This window comes from Roseimaritima multifibrata, assembly GCF_007741495.1.
Lineage (GTDB): Bacteria > Planctomycetota > Planctomycetia > Pirellulales > Pirellulaceae > Roseimaritima > Roseimaritima multifibrata.
The window spans coordinates 1,489,849-1,510,724 of record NZ_CP036262.1; the positions used below are offsets into that span (position 1 = coordinate 1,489,849).

Consider the following 20,876-nt stretch of genomic DNA (forward strand, 5'->3'; position numbering starts at 1 on the left):
TTTGCTGATTTGCAAATGCTGGGACAGTTTTTAGCCGTCCCAGCGGGGTTGCAATCTAGACTCAAAGCAACTGATGTCATGCTTCGAGAAACGACTGGCGGCGGTTGCCTGCTTTCCGATCTTTCGTCGTCTAGCGACGGACCGCACCGCCAAGGTCGTGTTTCAGGTTGGGCCCAAGAGTTTTCTTGACTTAAATGGACCTGATCCAATATCTGCAAACGTCACCATTCAGATTACGGGGACGGGATGGTTTCGTTGCCGTTCCTGCTTCCCATAGCGTGGTAGACTTGCAGGTCGGTGGTGTCGGTAATCATTCGTACGGATCCATCGGCCAGAGTGTGGTTAACTCCACCGTTGTGACGACTGCGTGCTGGATAAATGCCAGCGCTACTGCCGTGGGCGCCCGTGCTAGTGCTTTTGTAACAACCGGGATATCTCCAGTTCGGTGTCGCGACGGTATTGAACACGGTGTAGGTGAAGATTCCGCGGCTATAGCGAGAGCCTGACACGCTGCTGTGACTGCTAGGGTTGGCGTCACATGCGGCTCCGGCAGCTTCGAGTTGAGCTTGCGTAATCGGTCCCTGCTGAGTCGATTCGTTGCCGCTCCAAGAGAGCCCGCGTACGTTGTCCGTCTCGCGGCGATACGATGAGTCGTCGTTGTCGCCGGTCAGCTGCTCAGCAACCATGATCGTATTGGACGTGCCGTCGGTAATGGCCGACATGTTGGTTCCCATTTGCGGTTGGAACACGCCGTTGTGTCGTGTCAATGGTGTGAGATCCCACCCGAGGTTGGAGCCCGCTGAGACTACATAGTTATTGTATCCCAAGCGACCGACAATCGGGTAAGGCATGTCCGAGGGGCAGACAAAACCCGGCACCTGAACGCCTTGGGTCGTAGAGTCTGCGCCCGCGTTGAGATAAAACTCGCGAGAGTTTGTTCTGATCTGGTCGTAGAGTGGAGATTGTTCGATGAAAGGCAAGAATTTGAGTTGCGCTGGGTAGCTGTACATCCCGATGCCACCTCCCACGCCCGGCACTTGGGTGTAGCCAGGAAAGGTAAGGTGTGTGTCGTGGTAGTTGTGCAGGGCCAATCCAAGTTGCTTCAAATTGTTGCTGCACTGCATGCGGCGGGCTGCTTCGCGAGCCGCTTGGACTGCTGGCAACAGCAACCCGACCAACACGCCGATGATCGCGATAACAACAAGAAGTTCGACGAGGGTAAAACCTCGCTTGAGGGAATGCTTTTTCATTTTATAAAACCAGAAAATAGAGGGATCGACCATAGCAGCTTATTGCTGAATCGGTAGAGTCAGCGAGATAACGATCCACGTGATGGAATTCGTCGAAAACCATTGGTTAACCTGAAAGCGAAAGTCGACGATGACATCCGTTCGGGCTAATCATGCAGTTTTCGACTGCGTTAACTCTAAGCTGGTATCGACCGTGTCAGGTCGATCGAAGGGGGGGGGAGGTGAGGTGGGGAGTGAGGTGGGCGCCCGAGGGCGTTTCGCTTCGGCTGTCAATATAAATACTGTAGTTTCAGCGTCGTCCATGTCAAAGTAACAAGCGATCGCTTGTTGCCAAATTCGGCTCACCAAGATGTGTCGTAACCGAACTATCGTATCCTTGTCTTTTCCTAAGCCATTGCTGCTTTGAAGGCATTTGGCAATTCGTCTCGTTGTTACGCTCATTTAAAAGCGGCGAGAGACAAGGATAAGTCGTGTGTGAGCGGACTATAGTTTGTCAGCCATTTCACGTGCTTTCGCCTTAATGGCTGCCGCATCGGATAGGGAGGTCAGTTGCTCGTAGTCCGTCAGGAGCTCTTGCGACTTCTCCGGGGCGCTCTCGCTAAGTCCCATCAGTTCTTCATGTAGCTGTTTCTTGGCGGCAGGTAGTCCTCCCGTGGTGGCAATCTTTTCCAACGTAACCTTCGCGTCCAAAGGTGGGGGGGTAACTGCAATGGGTGCTTCTCGTCCATCGCCGCAGCCGATGACCGCAGTCATCAACAGCATCACACAGACAAACCGAATTATCGACGTCATACATCATTCCTCGAAAGAAAGCCTGTCAACTTGATTTAACTAAAACAATTTTTTTGCGAACGTCACTGTCCGAATCACGAAGCTGAAACGGCGTGTCACCGTTCTTTTTCTTCTCCTTCGGCCGTGCTGGAATTGCCGTTCAATGCTGTCGGTAATGACTCGCATCGCTCCGTTCGCGAAAGCATCGTTAACGCCAACGTTGTGGCGGCAGCGAGCCAGATCAACGCCCGGCTGTTTGCCAGTTCCCGGAGTTGGTGCAACTGTCGCAGTCTAATAAGCGACTAATGCGTGTCAACAACCAAACAAACGCCTCGCGATGGGGCGATCTAATCGAAAACATGCGTTCAATTGGCACCGAATAAATTATGGGAAGTGGTCGCTTCTTAGTGCGGCGATAGTGGTGCGGTAATGCTCGCATCGATGTGATGTGTCTTTGTTGTGAGCGAGAAAATATATCGAAAAACTGCCATAAGCCGGCGTCGGATTTATGCGGATTAAGTGCCATTCAGGTCGGGCCCCTGCAGCCCCAGTTCACGTCTACTGCGACGCAAGCGTTCAGCCATTTTTTAGGGCATTGTTGTTGGCGGCGGATAAGACTCGCAAAGGAATGTCGTATTTTTGGGGGAGGAAATGCATCGCAGGATATAGCTTCGCCTTAGCGGAATCTATGGCGATTACGGGGAGGGTGGCAGGAGCCGTTTTAGTTGATTGGGCAAGCTGCTAAGGGTAAGTTGGTGTCATCACTCGCTTAAGGATATTGCTGTGCCACGCCCGCTCCGCTCTGATGTTGCTGGACAGATTTATCATGCTTTGAATCGCGGCAACAAGCGACAAACGGTTTTTCACAAAGCCGAAGATTACGAAGCGTTCGAGAGAGTCATTGCTGAAGGGCTTGCGAATCATCCGGTTGACATGCTGAGTTATTGTTGGATGCCCAATCATTGGCACATGGTTCTTGTCCCACAAGAAGACGGTGCAATGGGCCGGTTCCTGCACTGGGTTACCATGACGCACTCTGCGCGGCACCACGCACATTTTCAGACAACCGGCACAGGGCATGTGTACCAAGGTCGATTCAAAAGTTTCCCCATTCAGGACGATGAACATTTTTTCGTGGTCTGTCGTTATGTTGAGCGAAATGCATATGCAGCGGGATTGTGTGAGACGGCCGAAGCATGGAGATGGGGAAGTCTGTGGAATTGGGCCACCGGCCGGAGTCCGATTTCGTTGGCGAAATGGCCGGTTCCGCGACTGCCAAACTGGATTCAACGTGTCAATCAAGCCATCGGAGAGAAGGAACGGAAGCAACTCTTGCGATGTATTGAGCGAGGCCAACCGTTTGGGGAGTCAGGTTGGGTCGAATCGACCGCTCGTAGCCTCAATTTAGAATCCACGCTTCGGAATCGGGGGCGACCGAAAAAAATTATCCAAATCAAGAAATAGGCTTCTGCCCTTTTTCTCTCTGCGGGACGGAATCGTCCATGTTGGGGCTTGAAGTGGTGGCAAAAAAGTAGAGCATGAAAATGCAGCTGAGCCAGGTCCGTGTAGTCTTCGTTGTTGACGGACGGATTTAATCTCGTCCATCATCTTTTGCTCCTATTTTCTTGCCACTCAGAAAACGAACCAAGCCCCGCGTCGCATTCCACCGGTACGCTGATCCAGATCTCTAGTCGCCGGACTGGTGCCTATTGTTCGATGGATGCCGCTCGCTTTAAGAGGAGCGGTATGATCGCTTGCACCGTGGTCGCTCGCTGAAGTCTAGCGACCGACAAAAAACAGGTTCGTTTAATGGTTGCTGGTCTGCCGTACGCTTATTGATCTTTTCTCAGCGTTGCGGCTAGCTCAAGCGGATAGTCGGTCAGGATGCCGTTGATTCCGACATCGACTGCTTGTTTCCAGTTGTCAGGAACGTTCCCGCTTACTGTTACTCCTGCGATGAATGATCGCTTTCCTTCACTGCGAACGGCTTCCAATTGTTTTTTCGGAGGGAGGTATCGGAAGTAAATCCAATCGGTATTCATTGCAGCCAAAGCTTTTGGAAATTCGTCGATGTTGTTTGCGACGACTGCGGTTTCCGCTTTCACGGATGCCATTTTGAGTTTCTCTCGGACCCGCGGTTCAGAAATCGTTTTGCCGATGAACAGCAATCGGTGAAGTACCTTATGCTTCTCTGCCATCCGTATTATGTTCTGTTCGATGCCTTCTGCTTTTAGGTCAACTGCGATCAGGACATCGTGATGTTGGTACTCAGCAACTAGGCTTAGGACTTCGTCAATGGTCGGGACTTTTTCCCCGGCGAACTTGGCGTCAAACCAACTTCCGGCATCAAGGCTGCGGATTTCTGCAAGTGTTAAGTCAGCGACCTTGCCAGTGCCGCTGGTCGTTCGATCAACGGTGTCATCGTGAATGCAGACCAACTGGTTGTCCTTCGTCTTCTCTATGTCAAACTCGAAACCCAGCCGAAGTTCGAGGCACGCTCGGAAATTTGTCAGCGTATTCTCAGGAGCGTGATGCAGGAGTCCACGGTGCGCGACAATCCGTTGGTCACCATCGCCAGCATTCGCGGTGACGGCGAAGCAAATGAAAGCGGTCTGCAGGATTCTTTGAATCTTGGTCATTAAAAGTCGTGCTCCTCGTTAAGGATGAATCGTGTGCCTGCCTGACTTCGAATAGCGTCTCATACTTCAGGGCAACGCTGAGCATCCGTTCCTCGGGCTCTTTGTCGGTCAACTGTGCAAGCTCTTCAAAAAACTGCCAACAGCACTTAAGTAGTCTTTTTCGTTGGCTTCAAAAATCGTGTTGTGATTGCCCCGGGGAAATCGAATAAGTTGCTTCTGCCGTGAACCTGCCCATTTGTGATTTCGTTCGGCGTGAGCGATATCGATCAATCCGTCATTCTCGGTGTGAAGAGTCAGCAAAGGTTTAGTGTAACCCGCCAGCTTTTTCTTGTGATTGAAGTATCGCTTGACCTCTGCCTGAACATCCGTCTTATCGAATCCTGCCGACTTTAGGTTTGCATAAGTCAGAAATCGTTCCGAGGGATCGGCAATTCCGCTCTCGATGATCAAACCGGCAATGTTTGGCTGACGCTTGGCTAACTCAATGGCATAGAGTGATCCGATTGAACGCCCGAGCAGAATCGCATTTTGCGGGACAATCTCAGCGGCGATCATTGCTGCTTCGCCATCGCCGAGCATTTCAACTAGCTTTGCTTCTCCGGTCGAACCGCCATAATCTCGATACTCGACGAACAGGGAGTTTAGTCTCAGTTCAGCGAATGTATCTGCCATGAACGGCACGTAGTCCGCAACCGCTTCCCCGTTTCCGTGGAAGTGAATCAACGTAAACGCATCAGGATCGACGATTCTGCGATAGCACGCCAATTCTGCACCATCGGTTTTGACCAAGAAAGGATCGTCAAGCGTGCGATCTTGTGGAAACAAGTAGCGACCGCTGATCGCCGGATCGTCCAGTATGCTTTTCACTTCCGCATATCCTTTTCGTTAGGATTTCTCCCACGGGCCATCCTCTTTTTATCGGATGGAAAGAAACTACGCATCGCTGGTGAATATCGGTTGAGCTGCGGACGATCCCTCATCTCAGCGTTGCGTTCGGGCAGACACCCAACCATGACCGTTCATCCTCGCTGAGATTCAAGTTCACCGTTTCGCCTGCAACGACCGGATGTCTTGTGTTCAACCCAATGTCGCAGTCACACAGCAAGGCTCTTCGGTCTTTCGATCACCGATGAAATCCATTGTTCGCCCTGTCAGTTCTTGAAGTAGTCAGTATACGTGTTGCCGTCTTGTTGGGAAACAATCGGAGGCTCGCCGCTGCCCGTTGCTCATGCCCCCTTTTCTTCGAGCGGTTGTCTATCGCCCAAGGCTATCGCGTTCAATTCGGCCAGACGATAGTCTAAGCAGCTCATTGATGCTATTTTGAAACACCAGCGTTCGATTCTGGAAGATGAAACTTATCTTGATGGACCGATTCAATGATCTATGAAGTCTCCCATCGAATTCGTTTTCAATATGACGAGCCGGTATCGATTCAGCCACTCACCATCCGGTTGCAGCCGCGAAGCGATGGTGTCCAAAGAGTCCGAGACTGGAATTGTCAACTTGACCCTGCTCCTTGTTCATCGACATCGATTCTGGATGTGTTCGGCAACACGGCGTTACAGGTCGCATTCGAGGGCCTTCATCGCGAGCTGACGATCCAGACGAAATCGGAGGTCGAGGCGACACGAACCAATCCATTTGATTTTGTTTCGCTCGATTCAAGAGTAACGAATTTGCCCGCGTTTTATGATCTTCGCATCGGGCAGGCTCTCGCGCCCAACCTCCATCGGCAAGTGATGGATATTACGATCGGACATTGGGCTGGCGAGATTTCCGGAAGCGTTGCTTGGCAAACACAACCGTTCCTCTTGAAGCTCTGCGAAGTTATTCGTCGTGACTACTCATCGGAGACTCGCTACGAGGGAGCGGCGTTTTCGCCGACCAAGACATTTGCTGAAAAACGAGGTGCCTGTCGTGACCTAGCAGCCCTCTTTATGGACGCATGTCGCAGTCAAGGCTTGGCAGCGCGGTTTGTAAGCGGGTACGTCTATGAACCAGGGCGAACTCACGGCTCCGAACTACACGCCTGGGCCGAAGTCTATTTGCCAGGAGGCGGCTGGCGTGGCTACGACCCAACCCTCGGCATCGCTGTCGCCGACGCCCACATCCCGGTCGCCGCCGGCCCCGAGCCTGAGTGGGCTTCCCCAACCGAAGGTTGCTATCTCGGCAATGGTGATTCAAAAATCGACTATCAGGTGCAGGTGACTCGCAACCTGAAACCGACTGATTCTCATCGGAATTGATCTGGGAATCGCCTTGTAGATCAAGAAAAGGCTCCTGACCCCTTTTTCACTTGAGTGGTTGCACAGACCAGCCTCGGAGGTTGGTGGTGGGCGTGCGGGCTTTGCCGATCGGGTCGCCGGTTATCTTGAAAATCGCCCAGGCCGAGCGTCGGCCGATAAACGAATTTAGCTGCTCCGAGTCCCTCCATCTGATTAGATGCTGCAACGAGGCCTTGGACTGCATTTTCCCCAAAGAGACGGCCGCCATGCCGCGAACGATTTCGCTCTCTGGCAGGGTGGGGCTGTTGTCGTTCAGGCGTGACTGCAATTCGGATACTACATCCGCATTGGGCTGACCCTGCAAAATTTCACCAATTGCCCACACCGCTGCACCGCGAACCGAAGGCGAAAACGGCGAATTTTTGGGAACAAATGTCCGCAGCAACTCTAAGGATTCCGGCATTCGCAGCACCCCCATGGTTTCCACCAAGTGTATCAACGCATCCAATTTGGCTGCCGTGGGGGCGTCGGTAAGGTTTTGCAAATGTTTCCGCAACGCTGCCAAACTTTGTTCACTCCAGTCTGGCTGTGCTAACTCCTTAATGCTCCACGCGGCCGTCTCCATGACTTCACCGCGATCGTGCTCAAGCAGCTGAAACAGTCGCTGCCGTGCATCGCGTTGTTGTAATTTTGTTAGCAGGATCAGAGCCTGCTCGATACCGCGCCAATCGTTGCTGTCTAGCACGGTTGTGGCTTTTTGTACAACTTCTGGCGTCAGGGCTTCTTCGCTGGCGAACTGAAGCAGCCCATCGCGGGCGGTGCGGCGAGTCGTTAACACAGGGTCTTGTAACGCTCGAGCTAGTAATTCAATGTTTGCGAGTGTGCCTGTCGTTATCAACGCGTCGACCGTCACCGCCCGAATATTCGCGTCGCGATCGTCGATGTTCTGCTTTGCTCTGGCGATCACTTTCTGCGGGGCCACTTGCAGTAATTGGCGTAAAGCTTCGCCCGCGACCGCTGGAGCATCCAGATCCGCAAAGCGTTCCAGCAATTGAATCGCTTCGTCGGACTGTTCTTCGCCCAGCAACTGCACTCCCAACAGCCATTGCATCGGAGCGGACAAGGGGGCGTCTAGCATCGCTCGAGCCAGATCGACTCGGTGGGGTCCGGGCAACCTCGATAAGGATCGTGCCGCGACCATTCTTAAACTGAAGGGCTGATGGGAAGACTGTAGCAGTGCTGTCAGCGCCGTTTCGGACGCGGGGTCACGAACCGTGCCCAACGCTTCCACCGCCACTCGTAGCAATGCCGGATCTGCTTGGTCGGATTGCACGCGTTGCAGCCAAATGTCTCGCATCAAGTGGCTATCCCACGCTGCCAACGCGGGCTCCAGCACGATTGCCAACGCAGTTGGCCAGCGGACAACGGCCGCTGATAGTTCGTCGTTCGCTGGAGGTTTCCCCATTGCGATGTAGGCTTGAGCGGCCGACACGCGACAACTGACTGGAGTGTTGTCATCGTCGATGATTTGCCACAGCACGTCACGGAATTCAGGCAATGCCTGCATGCCCAGCGATTGGGCTAGCGTTAACGCGTCGGAGGCTTCACGTTTAAGGTCGATTTCATCTAGTAACAGAGATTGCATCCAACTGTTTTGTAAGTCTGGCGACCAGCGGATTTGAGGCTTTTTTAATTCAATCTTCGGTTGTTCAAGATAGCGAGGGGAAACGATCGGATCGTTTGAGGATTGATCGTCCGCGGCACGGCACGGCAGCGCCAAGCACATCCAGATGGTTGCCCAAGTCAGCCACGCCATCACTCGGGATACAGTAACTTTCATTCGGGCCTTGTCAAACGTTGGACTTGCAGACGCATGGCAAAATACATGGCAACGATTAATGCCGCGGACACGTACCAGGAGTACGGTAGCAGATGGTAAGCAGCGAACCCGGGAATGCGAAAAACACTCAATGCGGCAGCCATGGGGTTTAGGATCAATACGTTTTCAACCGTTTTAAATCCAAACGGTGCATCGCGAGCCAGCCATACCAGCAGCGAACCACCAAAAAGTGTGAGCACACAGATATAGGCAGCCGTGGTGGCCGCGGCGGTACGCCTGAAAATACTGCCGGCCGTTGCACTGATCATCAGCGCCAACAACCCCGCCAGGATCAAACAGACAAACCCTTGGGCGACTTGCACCCAGACCGTGGGCTGGATGTATAGCATCACCAGATAGCCGGGGATTGTGGAGGCGATTAGCAAAAGCATGGTCCAAAACACGCTCAGCAATTTTCCCCGCACGATCGCTCCGCCTGATAGGGGCGTACTGCGGAGCAATGGCCAAGCACCGCTTTCCCGTTCGCTGCTGATCAAGCCCGCTGCCAAGCTGGGCAAGAACATTACCAGCAGTCCCACTTGCAGCATCACTAGCGGCCCTCCCACGGCTTCCAGTTCCAGCCTGACCGTGCCGGCGGTCACTGAGAACGCGATCAACAGCGAAAGCACAGCACAGACCATCACCAGCCGAATCATCCAGTGGGACCGCCCGAAACGTCGTGAGCGGAACTCTTTGATCATCACCGGGTTACTCCAATTTCCGATGCTGCCACTGCGGCGACTGGGGTCGACCAAGAAAGCGACACGACGGATCGCCCGAATCCCTAGACTCTTGTCATCGGTGACCATCCCCTGACTGCGACTGCGGTCCATGCAACGAAAATGCAAGCGATATACCGTCCACATCGACATCCCCAATGAGGAGACCATCGCCAGCACAACATAGCGACCGAGCGCACTCCAGCCCTGCATCTTTTCCAGCGAACCGATATCCCCCTGGCCAGCGATTTGCATGACAGCCGGAATCGGTGATAGACAGCGAACCCAGGCGACCGTCGAGGAAACCAGCCCCGGATCGGACTGGAACAAAAAGTACGGCCCCAGCGTGATAAGGGACAATCCTAGCACGCAGCCATAGGTCAGTCGCACAGCGGAATCGGCGCTTGCCGCATAACTGCTGACCAGTAACCCAACCGCTACGTACTGCACGGCGACAACCAGCAAGAGACCGTACAACGTTACCAGTTGATCTTGGAGGTCAACGCCGCCCATCGCGTAACAGGCGGCGGCCGACGGTAGCGAGATGGCGATCATTAGCACTACAAATCCCAGCACCCCCAGTAGTTTGCCAAGGTAGATGGCTGGGGTTTTGAGCGGTGAATTAAGCAGCAAAGCCAGCGTCCCTGTCCGTCGTTCCATGACGATCGAGGTGGCAGGGAAGATCGGCGTCATCAACACCACGACGGCCAATAAACCGTAAGCGAACAAGCCGAACACGTTCTGCGAATTTGCGCCCGAAAGGTCCGCACGCGCGTCACTGGGCCAACGGACCACGATGATGGCCGTGTAGCAAACCGCCAGTAGCCACTGAATGATCGCGGCCCGACGGGTCCTCAGAATGGCAACAAATTCTCGTCGAATGATCGGAAGCATCTGAAATTTCAAAAACCGTTCGAGGAACGTCTAGCGGGATGGAGTGGACGCAGGGAGTGGAGATTCTTGCGATTCCTCGGTTTGTCGAATGACCGATAAAAAGGCGTCTTCCAAATCTGCTTGGAGTTCGCGGAACTGAGCAATTTTTACGCCCGCTTGAATCAATTTGCCCAGCACTTCGCTGAGCGCATCGTCGCTTCGCAGAGTCTCAAATCGCACCATCGATTCGGCTTGCGAAACGGTCACCGGTTCATCGGCTTGCAAGATTGTTTGTAACACTTGCTTGGCTTGATCAGGCGGTTCACCGGCAAGCAACTGGATTTCGATCATTCGCCGCTGGCTTAGGTCATGCATGATTTGCTCAAGCGATCCTGCAGCTCGCAACCGTCCGTGCGTCAGGATCGCCACCTGATCACAAATTCGAGACAATTCGGGCAAGATATGACTGGTCACGATCAACGTTTTGTCGCAGGCGGCCAAGTGCAGCAACAGTTCTCTCATTTCGATACGCGCTTGTGGATCCAGCCCATTTGCCGGTTCGTCAAAAATCAGAACCTCGGGATCATGCAGTAGCGTACGGGCAATCCCAACCCGTTGTTGCATGCCATGGCTGAGGCTTTCCACGAAGCGATCCTGCATATAGGTGCTGGACGTGATCTCAAGTACTTCGGCAATCCGGCGTTGGCGTTGGCGACGTGGAATCCCAAACGCAGCTCCGAAGAAGTCGAGGTATTCGCGGACCCGCATGTTGTCGTAGGCGCCAAACCCATCGGGCATATAGCCAACCAGCCGCTTAATGGTTGATGACTGCTTGGCACAATCCACGCCAGCGATACGGGCCGTACCCGAAGTCGGCTTAGCCAGTCCCACCAGAATTTTGATGGTCGTGGTTTTACCTGCGCCATTGGGGCCGATAAATCCCAAAATCTGTCCGCGGTGAACGGTCAGGCTGAGGTCGTCGATCGCTACGAAGTCGCCGTAACGTTTGGTCAGGTTTTGAATTTCAACAATGGGTTGAAGTTCACTCATCGTTGGGGCTCAACTTCCGCAGATTGCATTGTGGTTCCGGAAACATCCAAACGCATCGTTCGAATCGACCAAGTGTTGCTGGCTTGTTGTGCTTTGTCGTCCGTCGGCGGCGATTCACCGATCGTGAATTCAATCGTCAGGCCGCCTTCCGGATCAAGTTTTAGAGGAGTCGGTCCGGCCAGATCAAACGTCAGTTTTCCAGATTGATTTGCCCGCTCGACGATCGTTCGGCGTTGCTCGCCTTCGATGACTTCGATGGTCAATGTTCGCGAAGGGATACTGCAATCGAGAAACAAACTGGCCGAGTCCACTCGTAGCGGCAAGGCTTCCGCAGGCAATTGAAAACGCAGCCTGTTTCGGGCGCTTCTCCCATACGGAAATATCCAACGAGAGGTGGCATTTTCGAACGTGTTGGAGCGGCCGGATTTCGACACTACCGATTGGACCTGAAGCGTTGATCCGGGCAGGCTGATGTTTGTTCCTGGAGCGGTGCGTTGAATGGTCAGCGGGATCGCAACCAACGCCCCGCCGATCACGTTAACATCCTCGTCCCAGATCAGCCCGCTACCAAGCGATTCCGTCCAGCCGATCAAATAGCTGGTCGAATCCAGTCGAGCTTGGTAGCTGTCGTACCAGGCTTGGTAGATCGCCCGTCTTTGTCGCTGCGTCGAATCGACGAAGGTTGAACTGAAGAATTCATTCGGTGGCAATAGGTCATCGATGCCCGCAGAAAAGTTTCCTTCGGGCGTCAGGTTGGCGGCTAAAGGCTGGGATCGTGGAAACACCAACACGCCATCGACTAATCGCACCGGTTCTGTCCGGCCGGTGCCTCGCAAGGCGTCCGCGTTGACCACGCCGGTCAAACCCTGCGGTCCAAAAGCGGCGGTTGCGGTGACGGGCTGGGACAGCGTTTGATAGCGATCAAATTGAAACAGCTGCACACCCGTTGGCATTATGGTTTTGTCCCATCGCCAACGATTGGTATCGGTCCAAACAATGTTGCGAATCTTTCCAGCCAACCGTGGCGACTGCGGGTCCAGTCGGGTCGATCCATTGGACGACATATTGGCGGCGGCCAGTTTCGGCTGGTAGCTGGCGATACTGCCCGTCGTGGCAATCTCGTCCATTTCCGGCAAGACTTCCACGACTTGAAATGAGGACGCGGTTGCTGGCACAGCGTGGTGACTGGCCACTCCCATGGCGACCACCGTGGCAGTGGCTAATCCGGCAGTCGCCAATGTGACCCAAAGTAGATGCTCACGCCAACCCGCATAACTCAAGCCGACTCCGGCAACCCCGATTAAACCGCAGAAGCCCAGCAGTACACCGACCACGAACCCTCGTGACGGGATTTTGTAACCAATCCTCTCCGTTACATAAGCTGCACGGACGTCTACGGGGACGACCTCCGGAATCTCACGCGGTCGCATGCCAATTGCCACTTCACGCAATGGCTCCAAGCCTATGTAATCGGCATGAAACTGTTGGTTCTTGGCTGGCGGGTCCTCACTGCGACGGGGACGAATCAAGCCTCGCCCTTCGAGCATGCTGAAATAAACTTCTCCCAACCCCACCTTGGCTTTCATCAGCGCGGGCCAACCATCGATCTGATAAATCACCTCGACGCCCTCCGCGATCACCCGTTTGAACTGTACGGGCTGTTCCAGCAGTACCTCTGTGGGATCGCCTTGGAAGTCTTTACTTGCATGTTGGATGGCAAAATCGTGTATCGCCACTTGGTCGACCTGTTCGATAGAAACGGCCGATCCCAACAGCAGGCGGATCGTATCGATCGACGTCTTGTCGGCCTGAATCCACATGCATCCGCCTTTGCTGAGCCATTCTCGCAATGCTTGCCGAGCGGCGGGATTTTCGGCCAAGCGGTTGCCGGAAAGGATGACGCTGCCGACCGCATCCCAACCCTCGTACGACGAAGGCAACATGCGTTCGCTGCAGAGCATCATCCTGCGATCCAGACCGTTTGCCGCGCGTAGCGCGAGGGCCGCTTCATACGCAAAATCCAAATGAGGTTCGCTGGGCTCCAACGAAATCGGATGATCTTGGATGTAGGCTGTGTCGCTCGGGGACACCAGCCTCACGATGCCATCAAATTCCGCTTTGGGAATACGAGCGTCCGCAGCGACGTGTCCCAATATTTCCAGTTGTGCGTTCGGCGGCAGTTGTTCTGGCAGGCGAATTGGGATGGTGGAGTGTCGAACGGATCGCGCGGGCACCAATACGTCTCGCGAGAATCGTAACTCTTCCGACCCTTTGATTTGGACTGTCGCTTGCACGACCTGCGGTTCCTGCGTGCGATTGCCCACGACCACAGACACCTCGCCCCACTCTCCTGACGCATAGGCTTTCAGCCCGGTCGGTCCGCCCACGGATGATACAAAAATAGGGGGCAGGTTTTTGGCATCGCCGTCAGCGTCCTCAGCCCAACCGATTGCAGGTCCTGTCCAAATCGCTAACCCGACCAACAAAAAGAGCAGCGACGGTGGCTTCATGACGACGGGACCGAACAAATAGATGATCTATGCGAGGAACGCGGAATTGATCGGCCAGCATATCGTCCCAAGAAGCCCACAGCAAATCATCAAGGTCGTTCCTAGCTCGGGACGTCGATTCTTTTAGTGGTGGATAAGTTTTGCGGCGTGAGTGCCTCACTCACTTCACTCTCCCCTCGGGACGTGAAATCGATAGGTGATGAATCCTTGGCCCCGGCATGCTTCCGCTGAGAGGTGATCGCGAACTCAAATTCTTAGCGGAAGGGCGCGAGCCCTCCTGCCCAGAAACCAATTTTCAAGAGTCGCCTTTCGTTCGCATCGCCAGTTATAAATTTCACGTCTCAGGGGAGAGTGAAGCCTGAGACCAATTCAGAACCAATACTTGTTCTCTTCCCTTCTGCCGCGAACAAAATGAATGAGCGGTATGTCAAAGAAAGTGACTGGCGGTCGCACGCGACCGCCGTACCGTACTGTGGAAAAGGATTACTTGCCCAGCAGTTTAGTCAACGACGGTTCGATCGATTCGGCCCAAATCGTGTAGCCTGGCTCGCTCAGGTGCAATAGGTCGGGCATGATGTCTCGCGACAGGTTGCCGTCGTCATCTAAAAATTTGTCGCCAATGTCTAAATAGAACACGTGCTCGCCGTCCGCCAGTTTCTCAACGATGGCATTGCTCTTTTCGTTTACCTGGCGTTTGGCATCGGCGGGATTGGGTCCGCGTGGGAAGGTCGCCAGCACAAGAATTTTGGTTTCTGGCGTTTTTTCTCGAAGCTGTTTGACGATGACTTCAACGCCTTCGGCGATCTCTTCCGGCGAATTGCTTCCTGAGTTGTTGGTACCGATCATGATCACGGCAGCCTTGGGCGAAATGCCCTCTAGGTTGCCGTTGTCCAACCGCCAGATCACGTGCTGAGTCCGATCGCCACCGATGCCTAGGTTGACGGCGTTGCGGTCTCCATAGAATGTCTTCCAAACGTTTTTGCCATTGCCCTCCCAGCCTTGGGTAATCGAGTCGCCGATGAACACCAGATCGACATCGCCTTTTTTGACTCGGTCGTTCATCGACTGGTGGCGGTTCATCCATCCGCCCGCTCGCGGTACAGGTTTGACGGTATCAGGGGCAGTGGCGACGTCCTGTGCCGAGGCGCTGACTGCAATCAAAGCAACCAGAAGAAACGAATTCATTACAGATCGAAAACGGAGAGGCATCGTGGTAGGTTCCCAAGTGAGGTTAAACAGGAAGGGGCAAACAGAGACCTATGATAATTGACCGAGGCGCCCAGCGGGGCGGCCGGGCCCGCTTACGTTCTTCTTTGAGGCGGGAACTGGCCGCAGTAAGAAAACGGGCAGGGGCCGATTTGTTTGATTTCGTTGGCCAAATAGCCGGTTTGCGATGATCAAACGGGAGTCAGTTGAGCCATCAGTAAGAAAGGATGGCTGCAAAATTTATTCTGCAAAGCGCGGAACCAACCGTTCGAGGAACCGCATTTTGGGGAAGCCCATGACGCGCAGTTTCCCCTTAGAATCCAGTGTCTTCAAAGCGGGTGCGAACGAAAAAGTTTACCCAGCCCTCCGAATAGGCTCCTGACCCCTTTTCCGCCTCCGCGTACCGTAAGCGTTGGGAAGACCCGTTTATTTTCCGCACCGGTTTCGCCACTCGATTTCGCGCACACTGACTGGAATCACCCCGACATCTGGCTAGGGCATCTGGTTAGAATGTGCTTTTCTGGTTTCTGCTCAGGATCGTTGATTAGGAAGAAGGGCAAGCGTTATGAAGTTCCGATTGTTAATGGCTTTTGCCCTCGGGCTAGCGTGTTTAGACGTCGCCTCTTCCGCAGAAGAGGCTTCCACACGAAGGCCCAACATCGTCCTCGTGATGGCTGACGATCTGGGGTGGTCCGATGTGGGGTGCTACGGTGGAGAGATCCGCACGCCGCAAATCGACTCGCTGGCCCGAGACGGGATGCGATTCACTCAGTTCTATAACAATGCGATTTGCGGACCGACGCGGGCATCCCTGCTTACGGGCCTCTACTGCCAGCAGGTTGGCCATCGGGGCGATCGTTGGAATGAGCCCAAGAACTTTGACAAGTGCGCCACAATCGCGGAACTGCTGCAGGCCGGCGGATACCGTACGATGATGGTCGGGAAATGGCAGGGTCGTGACTTGGCAGTCGATCGGGGGTTCGATCGTTTTTTCGGTCCCATGTGTCAGGCAAAGATCAGTTACTTCCACCAGGTCGCGAAGAATCCTTTCCGACTCGACCGCGATCACTGGAAACTCCCTTCGGATTTCTATCTTACGGACGCGATCAACGAATTCGCGGTTCAATTTCTCGATGAGGCGGTCGGGCAATCCCAGCCCTTCTTCCTCTACGTGTCGCACATCGCTCCGCACTGGCCATTGCATGCTCGCGAAACGGACATCGCGGCCTATCGGCAGCAGTACCGGGAATCTGGCTGGGACCAATGGCGGCAACGACGTCTCCGGAAGCAACGCGAGTTGGGGGTCATCCCTGCTAACTGGGAAATGTCCCCTCGGCCGGCAAACATTCACGATTGGTCTGCAGACACGAACAAGGATTGGCAAGCCGAACGCATGGCGGCGTACGCCGCTCAAGTGGAGGCGATCGACCGCGGCCTGGGAGAGCTTCTGCAGATAATCCAGAACTCTGGTCAAGCCGACAACACTCTGGTGATGTTCCTCTCGGACAACGGGGCCGCTCCGGACGGCGGACTGAATCCAACGACCGGCGGCTTTGGGTTCACGCCCAAGACGCGGAACGATCGCTGGCGAAAGGACGGGGAGCCAATCCGCCCAGGCAGCGGTCCAGGCAATCCGCCCGGTCCGCACGATACCTTTGCCGCCTACGGATTGGCGTGGGCCAACCTCAGCAACACGCCCTTGCGTGGGACTAAACAGACCGGCTACGAAGGCGGCATTTGCACCCCGCTGGTCGCCCGCTGGCCTGGGGAGATTCGCAGTCGCGGAGAGGTTACGAATCAGGTGGGGCATGTGATCGATATCATGGCGACGTGCCTGGACGTCGCAGACGTAAAGTATCCCACGGAGTTTAACGACCGCAGGCTTTTGCCGATGGAAGGAAAGAGCCTACTGCCGATCCTCCAGGGGCATGACCGCGACGGGCATGAGGTGCTTTGTTGGAGTGTGCCGAAGCACCACGTCGTCCGCATGGGGCGATGGAAAGCCGTCCAGCCAAGGAGTGGGGGCGCATGGCAACTCTTTGATCTCGAAGCCGACGGCACGGAGACCGTTGACTTGGCCGAGCAGCAGCCGGAGCGAACGCGAGGGCTTGCCGATCGGTTTCACCAGTGGCGTCAACGTGTAGAAGCTCGATGATGAAATGACACCGACGTGGATTGCACACCTCGTTACGAAGTTATTGATCCCGCCGAAGCTCAAGTCTCTCATGCCTTACAGCGATGCGATCAAGGGCTTTCCCGTGCAATGCATGAGGACTTTACTTCGATCTGTGCCGCGATGGCTGAAGCACCAGAGATATGTTGTCGCACCGGTGTGGAAGGCCGGACCGACGACGTGGCTGAGCGCGAAAATCGAACTCGCCCAGCACTCAAGGTCAGCCTCCCCGTGAACGTTCCAAACAACCTATTTGGCTTGCATCGTTTTGGGAGCGTAGAGCTCTTTGACGCCCTCTTCTAATCCATAGAGATGTTCCACTTCCTCGCCGTTAAGCACACGGTCAAAGACGGCTAAGTCGTCCATGTGCCCCACGTACGAGGCCCCCAGAACCATCAACACAGAGGCTGGGTCCCAGTCAAACGTCAAGTCCCAGTCTTCGATGGACCCCATCAACTTGCCATTAAGATATAAACGTCCCGATGGCTTGGCGTTTCGGTTGTTGATGTTCTCGAGTGTAAAGACCACGTGCGTCCACGATTCGCGCGAGAACGACGGTTTTTCCACTTGTACCATCGGACGCTCATCGAAGGGGATATCGGCCCAAGAAACATTGTTCGGATTCCAAATCGAGGACAGAGGACGAATCGCATAACGGAAATAGCGTGGCGTTTCGTCTTTGGAGAACTCCAAAAAAATGAAACCCTTGTCGCCGCTGTCTCCGACGATTTGGATCGGATCACAATACCCCGGCTCAAGGTCTTTGTCGGGATCGAGTCTCAACCAAGCCGACACGGTTGAGTTCCACTCTTTGCCGTTGTAGTCCAGTACCCCTGAGTTGGTGAAAATCGGTTGGAACCGGCCCTTCTTTGTAAAATGAAGCGATCCGCCGTAGCGTCCTGACTCTGACTCAATTTTGCCCTCCTCCGTGGGTTTGGCGCGGTGCAGCTGTTTTCCTGCCCGCACGTAACACGTTCGATCTCCTCGCGAGAAATCTGCATCCAATCCTTGGTCAAAGGAGGCGTGTAGCGTCAACGAATTCGATAGATCGGACTTCTTTTCTTCTGAGGCCTGCAATATCTCGTCCGCTTCGTCCGCTGGGATGTCACGCACAAAAAGATTTCGCCAGCGAATCTCGCCACCATGGGTTTGTAACATGATCGGTCCGGTTGCTGGGAGCGACTGGTCGCGATCCCAATAGTTCTCCATCACGGCGCCGTCGACCACCAAGCAATCGTTCAACCAGACCCAGGTGCGGTCACTGACTTGGCGGATTCGCACTTGATTCCATTCGCCCAACGGATTGTCGGCGAACACCAGCGGGTCACGCCCTGAATTGCCTGGCGTGTTGTTAAATAATGCTCCTGAACCGAGGTGAGGTTTCCGGGTCGGCCTTTTAGGATCGAAGGTTTGATGCCAGTCCCAAATTTGAACCTGCGGTATGCCACGCAAATAGATCCCGCTATCCGCTTTGGCGATCGTCTTGTATTCAATGAGGAATTCGATGTCACCGAACTCTTCTTCACTGGTGGCATAGGGGCCATGCCCATTGTTGACCAATTCACCGTTTTCAATACGCCAGTGCTGGGAGAACTCCTCCCGCTGAGCCTTCAGGCTCGCCTCCTTCTTCTCACCGCTCAACTTGGTTACCAGGTGTGGGTTCAAACCGTACCATCCGGAGAGGTCCTGCGCATTGAAAATCGCCCGGAACCCTTCGGGGGGATTGAGGTCGGGCTCCGCGGCACAGGTAATCAGGGGCGAGAGAATGACGGCGATCACCATCGCCAACGATGCAAAATTGCGGGTCATGTTTCGGGGCCTATGCAATTTTTATGAAATCATACGAAGAGGAAGAATTGTAACTGAAACTTTCCCTTTGAACCCACGGGAGAACGAACGTTTTGAGGACTTTGGCTTTTCTTTGCCCGGATCGAGTGAATCAGAATCGATGATTTCAGCGATCACGAAAAGGGATTAAGATCAGGAGAAACACAAAACTATGGTGAAAGCTATGAAAATGAGAAAACGGACAACAATCATTACAGCGTTCTTGCTGGTGGGAGCGGCAATCCCGGCGGTGTCGGCAGATTCGCAAAACAAACCGGCAAGGCCGAATATTGTCCTGGTCATGGCGGATGATCTTGGGGGACGCGATTTGCCAGCGTACGGCAATCGTTTTAACGAGACACCCAATATTGATCGCTTGGCCGTACAAGGAACCGTGTTTCACAACGCTTACGCCGCCCCCGTCTGTTCGGCGACGCGGGCGAGTATCCAGTCGGGGCAATATCCCGCTCGGGTCGGGATCTTTGATTTTATCCCGGGACACTGGCGTCCCTTCGAAAAAGTGATTGCCCCCAAGCACAGGACCCAGCACTTGCCGGAAGATATTGTGACCCTTGGCGATGTGATGCAAAGTGCCGGGTACAAGACTGGATATTTCGGGAAATGGCACCTCAATAACGGCCGTGAAAATTTACCGAACACCCGTGGCTACGAATTCGCACACATGTATGCAGGCGGCGGATTCTATGCGCCCAAATTTGTACCCCCATACGATGCCGGTGGCGACAAGCGTCTGAGCAACCAACTGACGGAAATGAGCATTGACTTCATGAAGGAAAACAAGGACCAGCCATTCTTTCTCTTTCTCTCTCACTACGACGTGCATGTGCAGTTGGATGCTGACAAAGACCTGATCGATAAGTATTTGGATAAGAAAAAGACCCCCGACTATCCTGGCAACGCCGTCTATGCCGCGATGATCGAGCACGTGGACAATAGCGTTGGCGACATGATGCAAGCGACCGATGAATTGGGACTGACAGACAATACCATTTTCATTTTCTATTCTGACAACGGCGGAGTAGACAATCGCTTCGACAACGTTCCATTGTTGACCGGCAAGGGGAAAGCGGCTTATCCAGAAGGACATCCCCTGACATATATCGCTACATCAAACACACCGTTACGCGCAGGAAAGGGGACGCTCTATGAAGGGGGCATCCGAGTGCCGTTAATTGTGCGTTGGCCTGGGAAAGTAGCTTCAGGTGCCACCTCCGAGGCGATTGTGTCGAGTGTCGATTTCTATCCCACGTTTTTGGATTTGGTCCAAGGGAAAGCACCCGAGAAACAAGTCCTCGATGGCTTCTCCATGCTTCCCGCGTTGACCAAAAACAAGTTCGACACGGAACGCGAGCTGTTTACTCACTATCCGGTCTTCCACCACGAGCAACCGATGTCGGCATTGAGGAAAGGGGACTGGAAGATTGTGCAGAATCTGGTGTCGGGAGAATTCGAACTGTTTAACCTGAAATATGACGTCAACGAAATGACCGACCTGAAATTCAGTTACGCAGAAAAAACCGCTGAAATGAAAAAGGCCCTGGCGAAGTGGCAAAGTGACACGAACGCACAAAATCCGGTGCCAAATCCGGACTTCGATCCAAGCAAACGTTACGAATGGGGAACCCACCCCGACCGGAAGTAAACTTTTCGGCATAGTCCCACGTAGGCGAACCTCCCGCGACATGAGGCATCAAAGGGGTCAGGCCTCTTTGATTGTTGATTGGTTTTTCTTA

The 20,876-nt window shown here is 54.1% G+C and carries 15 protein-coding genes; 5 read left to right on the plus strand and 10 right to left on the minus strand.

Going from position 1 to position 20,876, the window contains the following annotated elements; translation table 11 throughout:
* Positions 1-233: 233 nt before the first annotated feature.
* Positions 234-1,250 (minus strand): DUF1559 domain-containing protein, encoded by a 1,017-nt coding sequence (locus tag FF011L_RS05620; RefSeq protein WP_218933030.1) that lies wholly within the window; start codon positions 1,248-1,250, stop codon positions 234-236.
* A 483-nt stretch (positions 1,251-1,733) separates the two neighbouring features.
* On the minus strand, positions 1,734-2,042 hold the full coding sequence (locus tag FF011L_RS05625) for a hypothetical protein (RefSeq protein WP_145350697.1): 309 nt from the start codon (positions 2,040-2,042) through the stop codon (positions 1,734-1,736).
* 762 nt (positions 2,043-2,804) lie between these two features.
* On the opposite strand from FF011L_RS05625, the gene FF011L_RS05630 reads away from it, so the two are divergent.
* On the plus strand, positions 2,805-3,485 hold the full coding sequence (locus FF011L_RS05630) for a transposase (protein ID WP_145350698.1): 681 nt from the start codon (positions 2,805-2,807) through the stop codon (positions 3,483-3,485).
* 368 nt (positions 3,486-3,853) lie between these two features.
* On the opposite strand, the gene FF011L_RS05635 is transcribed toward FF011L_RS05630, so the two are convergent.
* Entirely contained in the window at positions 3,854-4,534 is a 681-nt protein-coding gene (locus FF011L_RS05635) for a glycerophosphodiester phosphodiesterase (RefSeq protein ID WP_246109962.1), read from the minus strand.
* Between FF011L_RS05635 and FF011L_RS26760 the strand changes: the two genes are divergently transcribed.
* Positions 4,445-4,663, plus strand: a complete 219-nt coding sequence (locus tag FF011L_RS26760) for a hypothetical protein (RefSeq protein WP_246109968.1) — start codon at positions 4,445-4,447, stop codon at positions 4,661-4,663. The genes FF011L_RS05635 and FF011L_RS26760 overlap by 90 nt on opposite strands.
* Before the next feature lie 105 nt (positions 4,664-4,768).
* Here FF011L_RS26760 and FF011L_RS05640 read toward each other — a convergent pair whose 3' ends face one another.
* Complete coding sequence (locus tag FF011L_RS05640) at positions 4,769-5,527, minus strand: alpha/beta hydrolase (protein WP_145350700.1); 759 nt, start codon at positions 5,525-5,527, stop codon at positions 4,769-4,771.
* Positions 5,528-6,036: 509 nt separating this feature from the next.
* On the opposite strand from FF011L_RS05640, the gene FF011L_RS05645 reads away from it, so the two are divergent.
* Entirely contained in the window at positions 6,037-6,906 is an 870-nt protein-coding gene (locus FF011L_RS05645; RefSeq protein ID WP_145350701.1) for a transglutaminase family protein, read from the plus strand.
* 46 nt (positions 6,907-6,952) lie between these two features.
* On the opposite strand, the gene FF011L_RS05650 is transcribed toward FF011L_RS05645, so the two are convergent.
* The 5 genes from FF011L_RS05650 to FF011L_RS05670 all read right to left on the minus strand — a co-directional run bounded on the left by FF011L_RS05650 (position 6,953) and on the right by FF011L_RS05670 (position 15,101).
* Positions 6,953-8,725: a HEAT repeat domain-containing protein gene (locus FF011L_RS05650; protein WP_145350702.1), complete on the minus strand. Its 1,773-nt coding sequence runs from the start codon at positions 8,723-8,725 to the stop codon at positions 6,953-6,955.
* Positions 8,722-10,377: an ABC transporter permease gene (locus FF011L_RS05655; RefSeq protein WP_145350703.1), complete on the minus strand. Its 1,656-nt coding sequence runs from the start codon at positions 10,375-10,377 to the stop codon at positions 8,722-8,724. The genes FF011L_RS05650 and FF011L_RS05655 overlap by 4 nt, the downstream gene beginning before the upstream one ends.
* Positions 10,378-10,407: 30 nt before the next feature.
* Complete coding sequence (locus FF011L_RS05660; RefSeq protein ID WP_145350704.1) at positions 10,408-11,406, minus strand: ABC transporter ATP-binding protein; 999 nt, start codon at positions 11,404-11,406, stop codon at positions 10,408-10,410.
* The gene (locus tag FF011L_RS05665) at positions 11,403-13,934 is read right to left on the minus strand and encodes a hypothetical protein (RefSeq protein ID WP_145350705.1); all 2,532 of its coding nucleotides are present in this window, start codon (positions 13,932-13,934) and stop codon (positions 11,403-11,405) included. The genes FF011L_RS05660 and FF011L_RS05665 overlap by 4 nt, the downstream gene beginning before the upstream one ends.
* Before the next feature lie 465 nt (positions 13,935-14,399).
* Entirely contained in the window at positions 14,400-15,101 is a 702-nt protein-coding gene (locus tag FF011L_RS05670) for a platelet-activating factor acetylhydrolase IB subunit (protein WP_246109764.1), read from the minus strand.
* A gap of 586 nt (positions 15,102-15,687) precedes the next feature.
* Between FF011L_RS05670 and FF011L_RS05675 the strand changes: the two genes are divergently transcribed.
* Positions 15,688-17,277 (plus strand): arylsulfatase, encoded by a 1,590-nt coding sequence (locus FF011L_RS05675; protein ID WP_145350707.1) that lies wholly within the window; start codon positions 15,688-15,690, stop codon positions 17,275-17,277.
* A 267-nt stretch (positions 17,278-17,544) separates the two neighbouring features.
* Here FF011L_RS05675 and FF011L_RS05680 read toward each other — a convergent pair whose 3' ends face one another.
* Positions 17,545-19,104, minus strand: coding sequence for a family 16 glycoside hydrolase (locus tag FF011L_RS05680; protein WP_145350708.1), 1,560 nt, complete (start codon positions 19,102-19,104; stop codon positions 17,545-17,547).
* A 202-nt stretch (positions 19,105-19,306) separates the two neighbouring features.
* Between FF011L_RS05680 and FF011L_RS05685 the strand changes: the two genes are divergently transcribed.
* Complete coding sequence (locus tag FF011L_RS05685) at positions 19,307-20,785, plus strand: sulfatase (RefSeq protein WP_218933031.1); 1,479 nt, start codon at positions 19,307-19,309, stop codon at positions 20,783-20,785.
* Positions 20,786-20,876 lie beyond the last annotated feature (91 nt).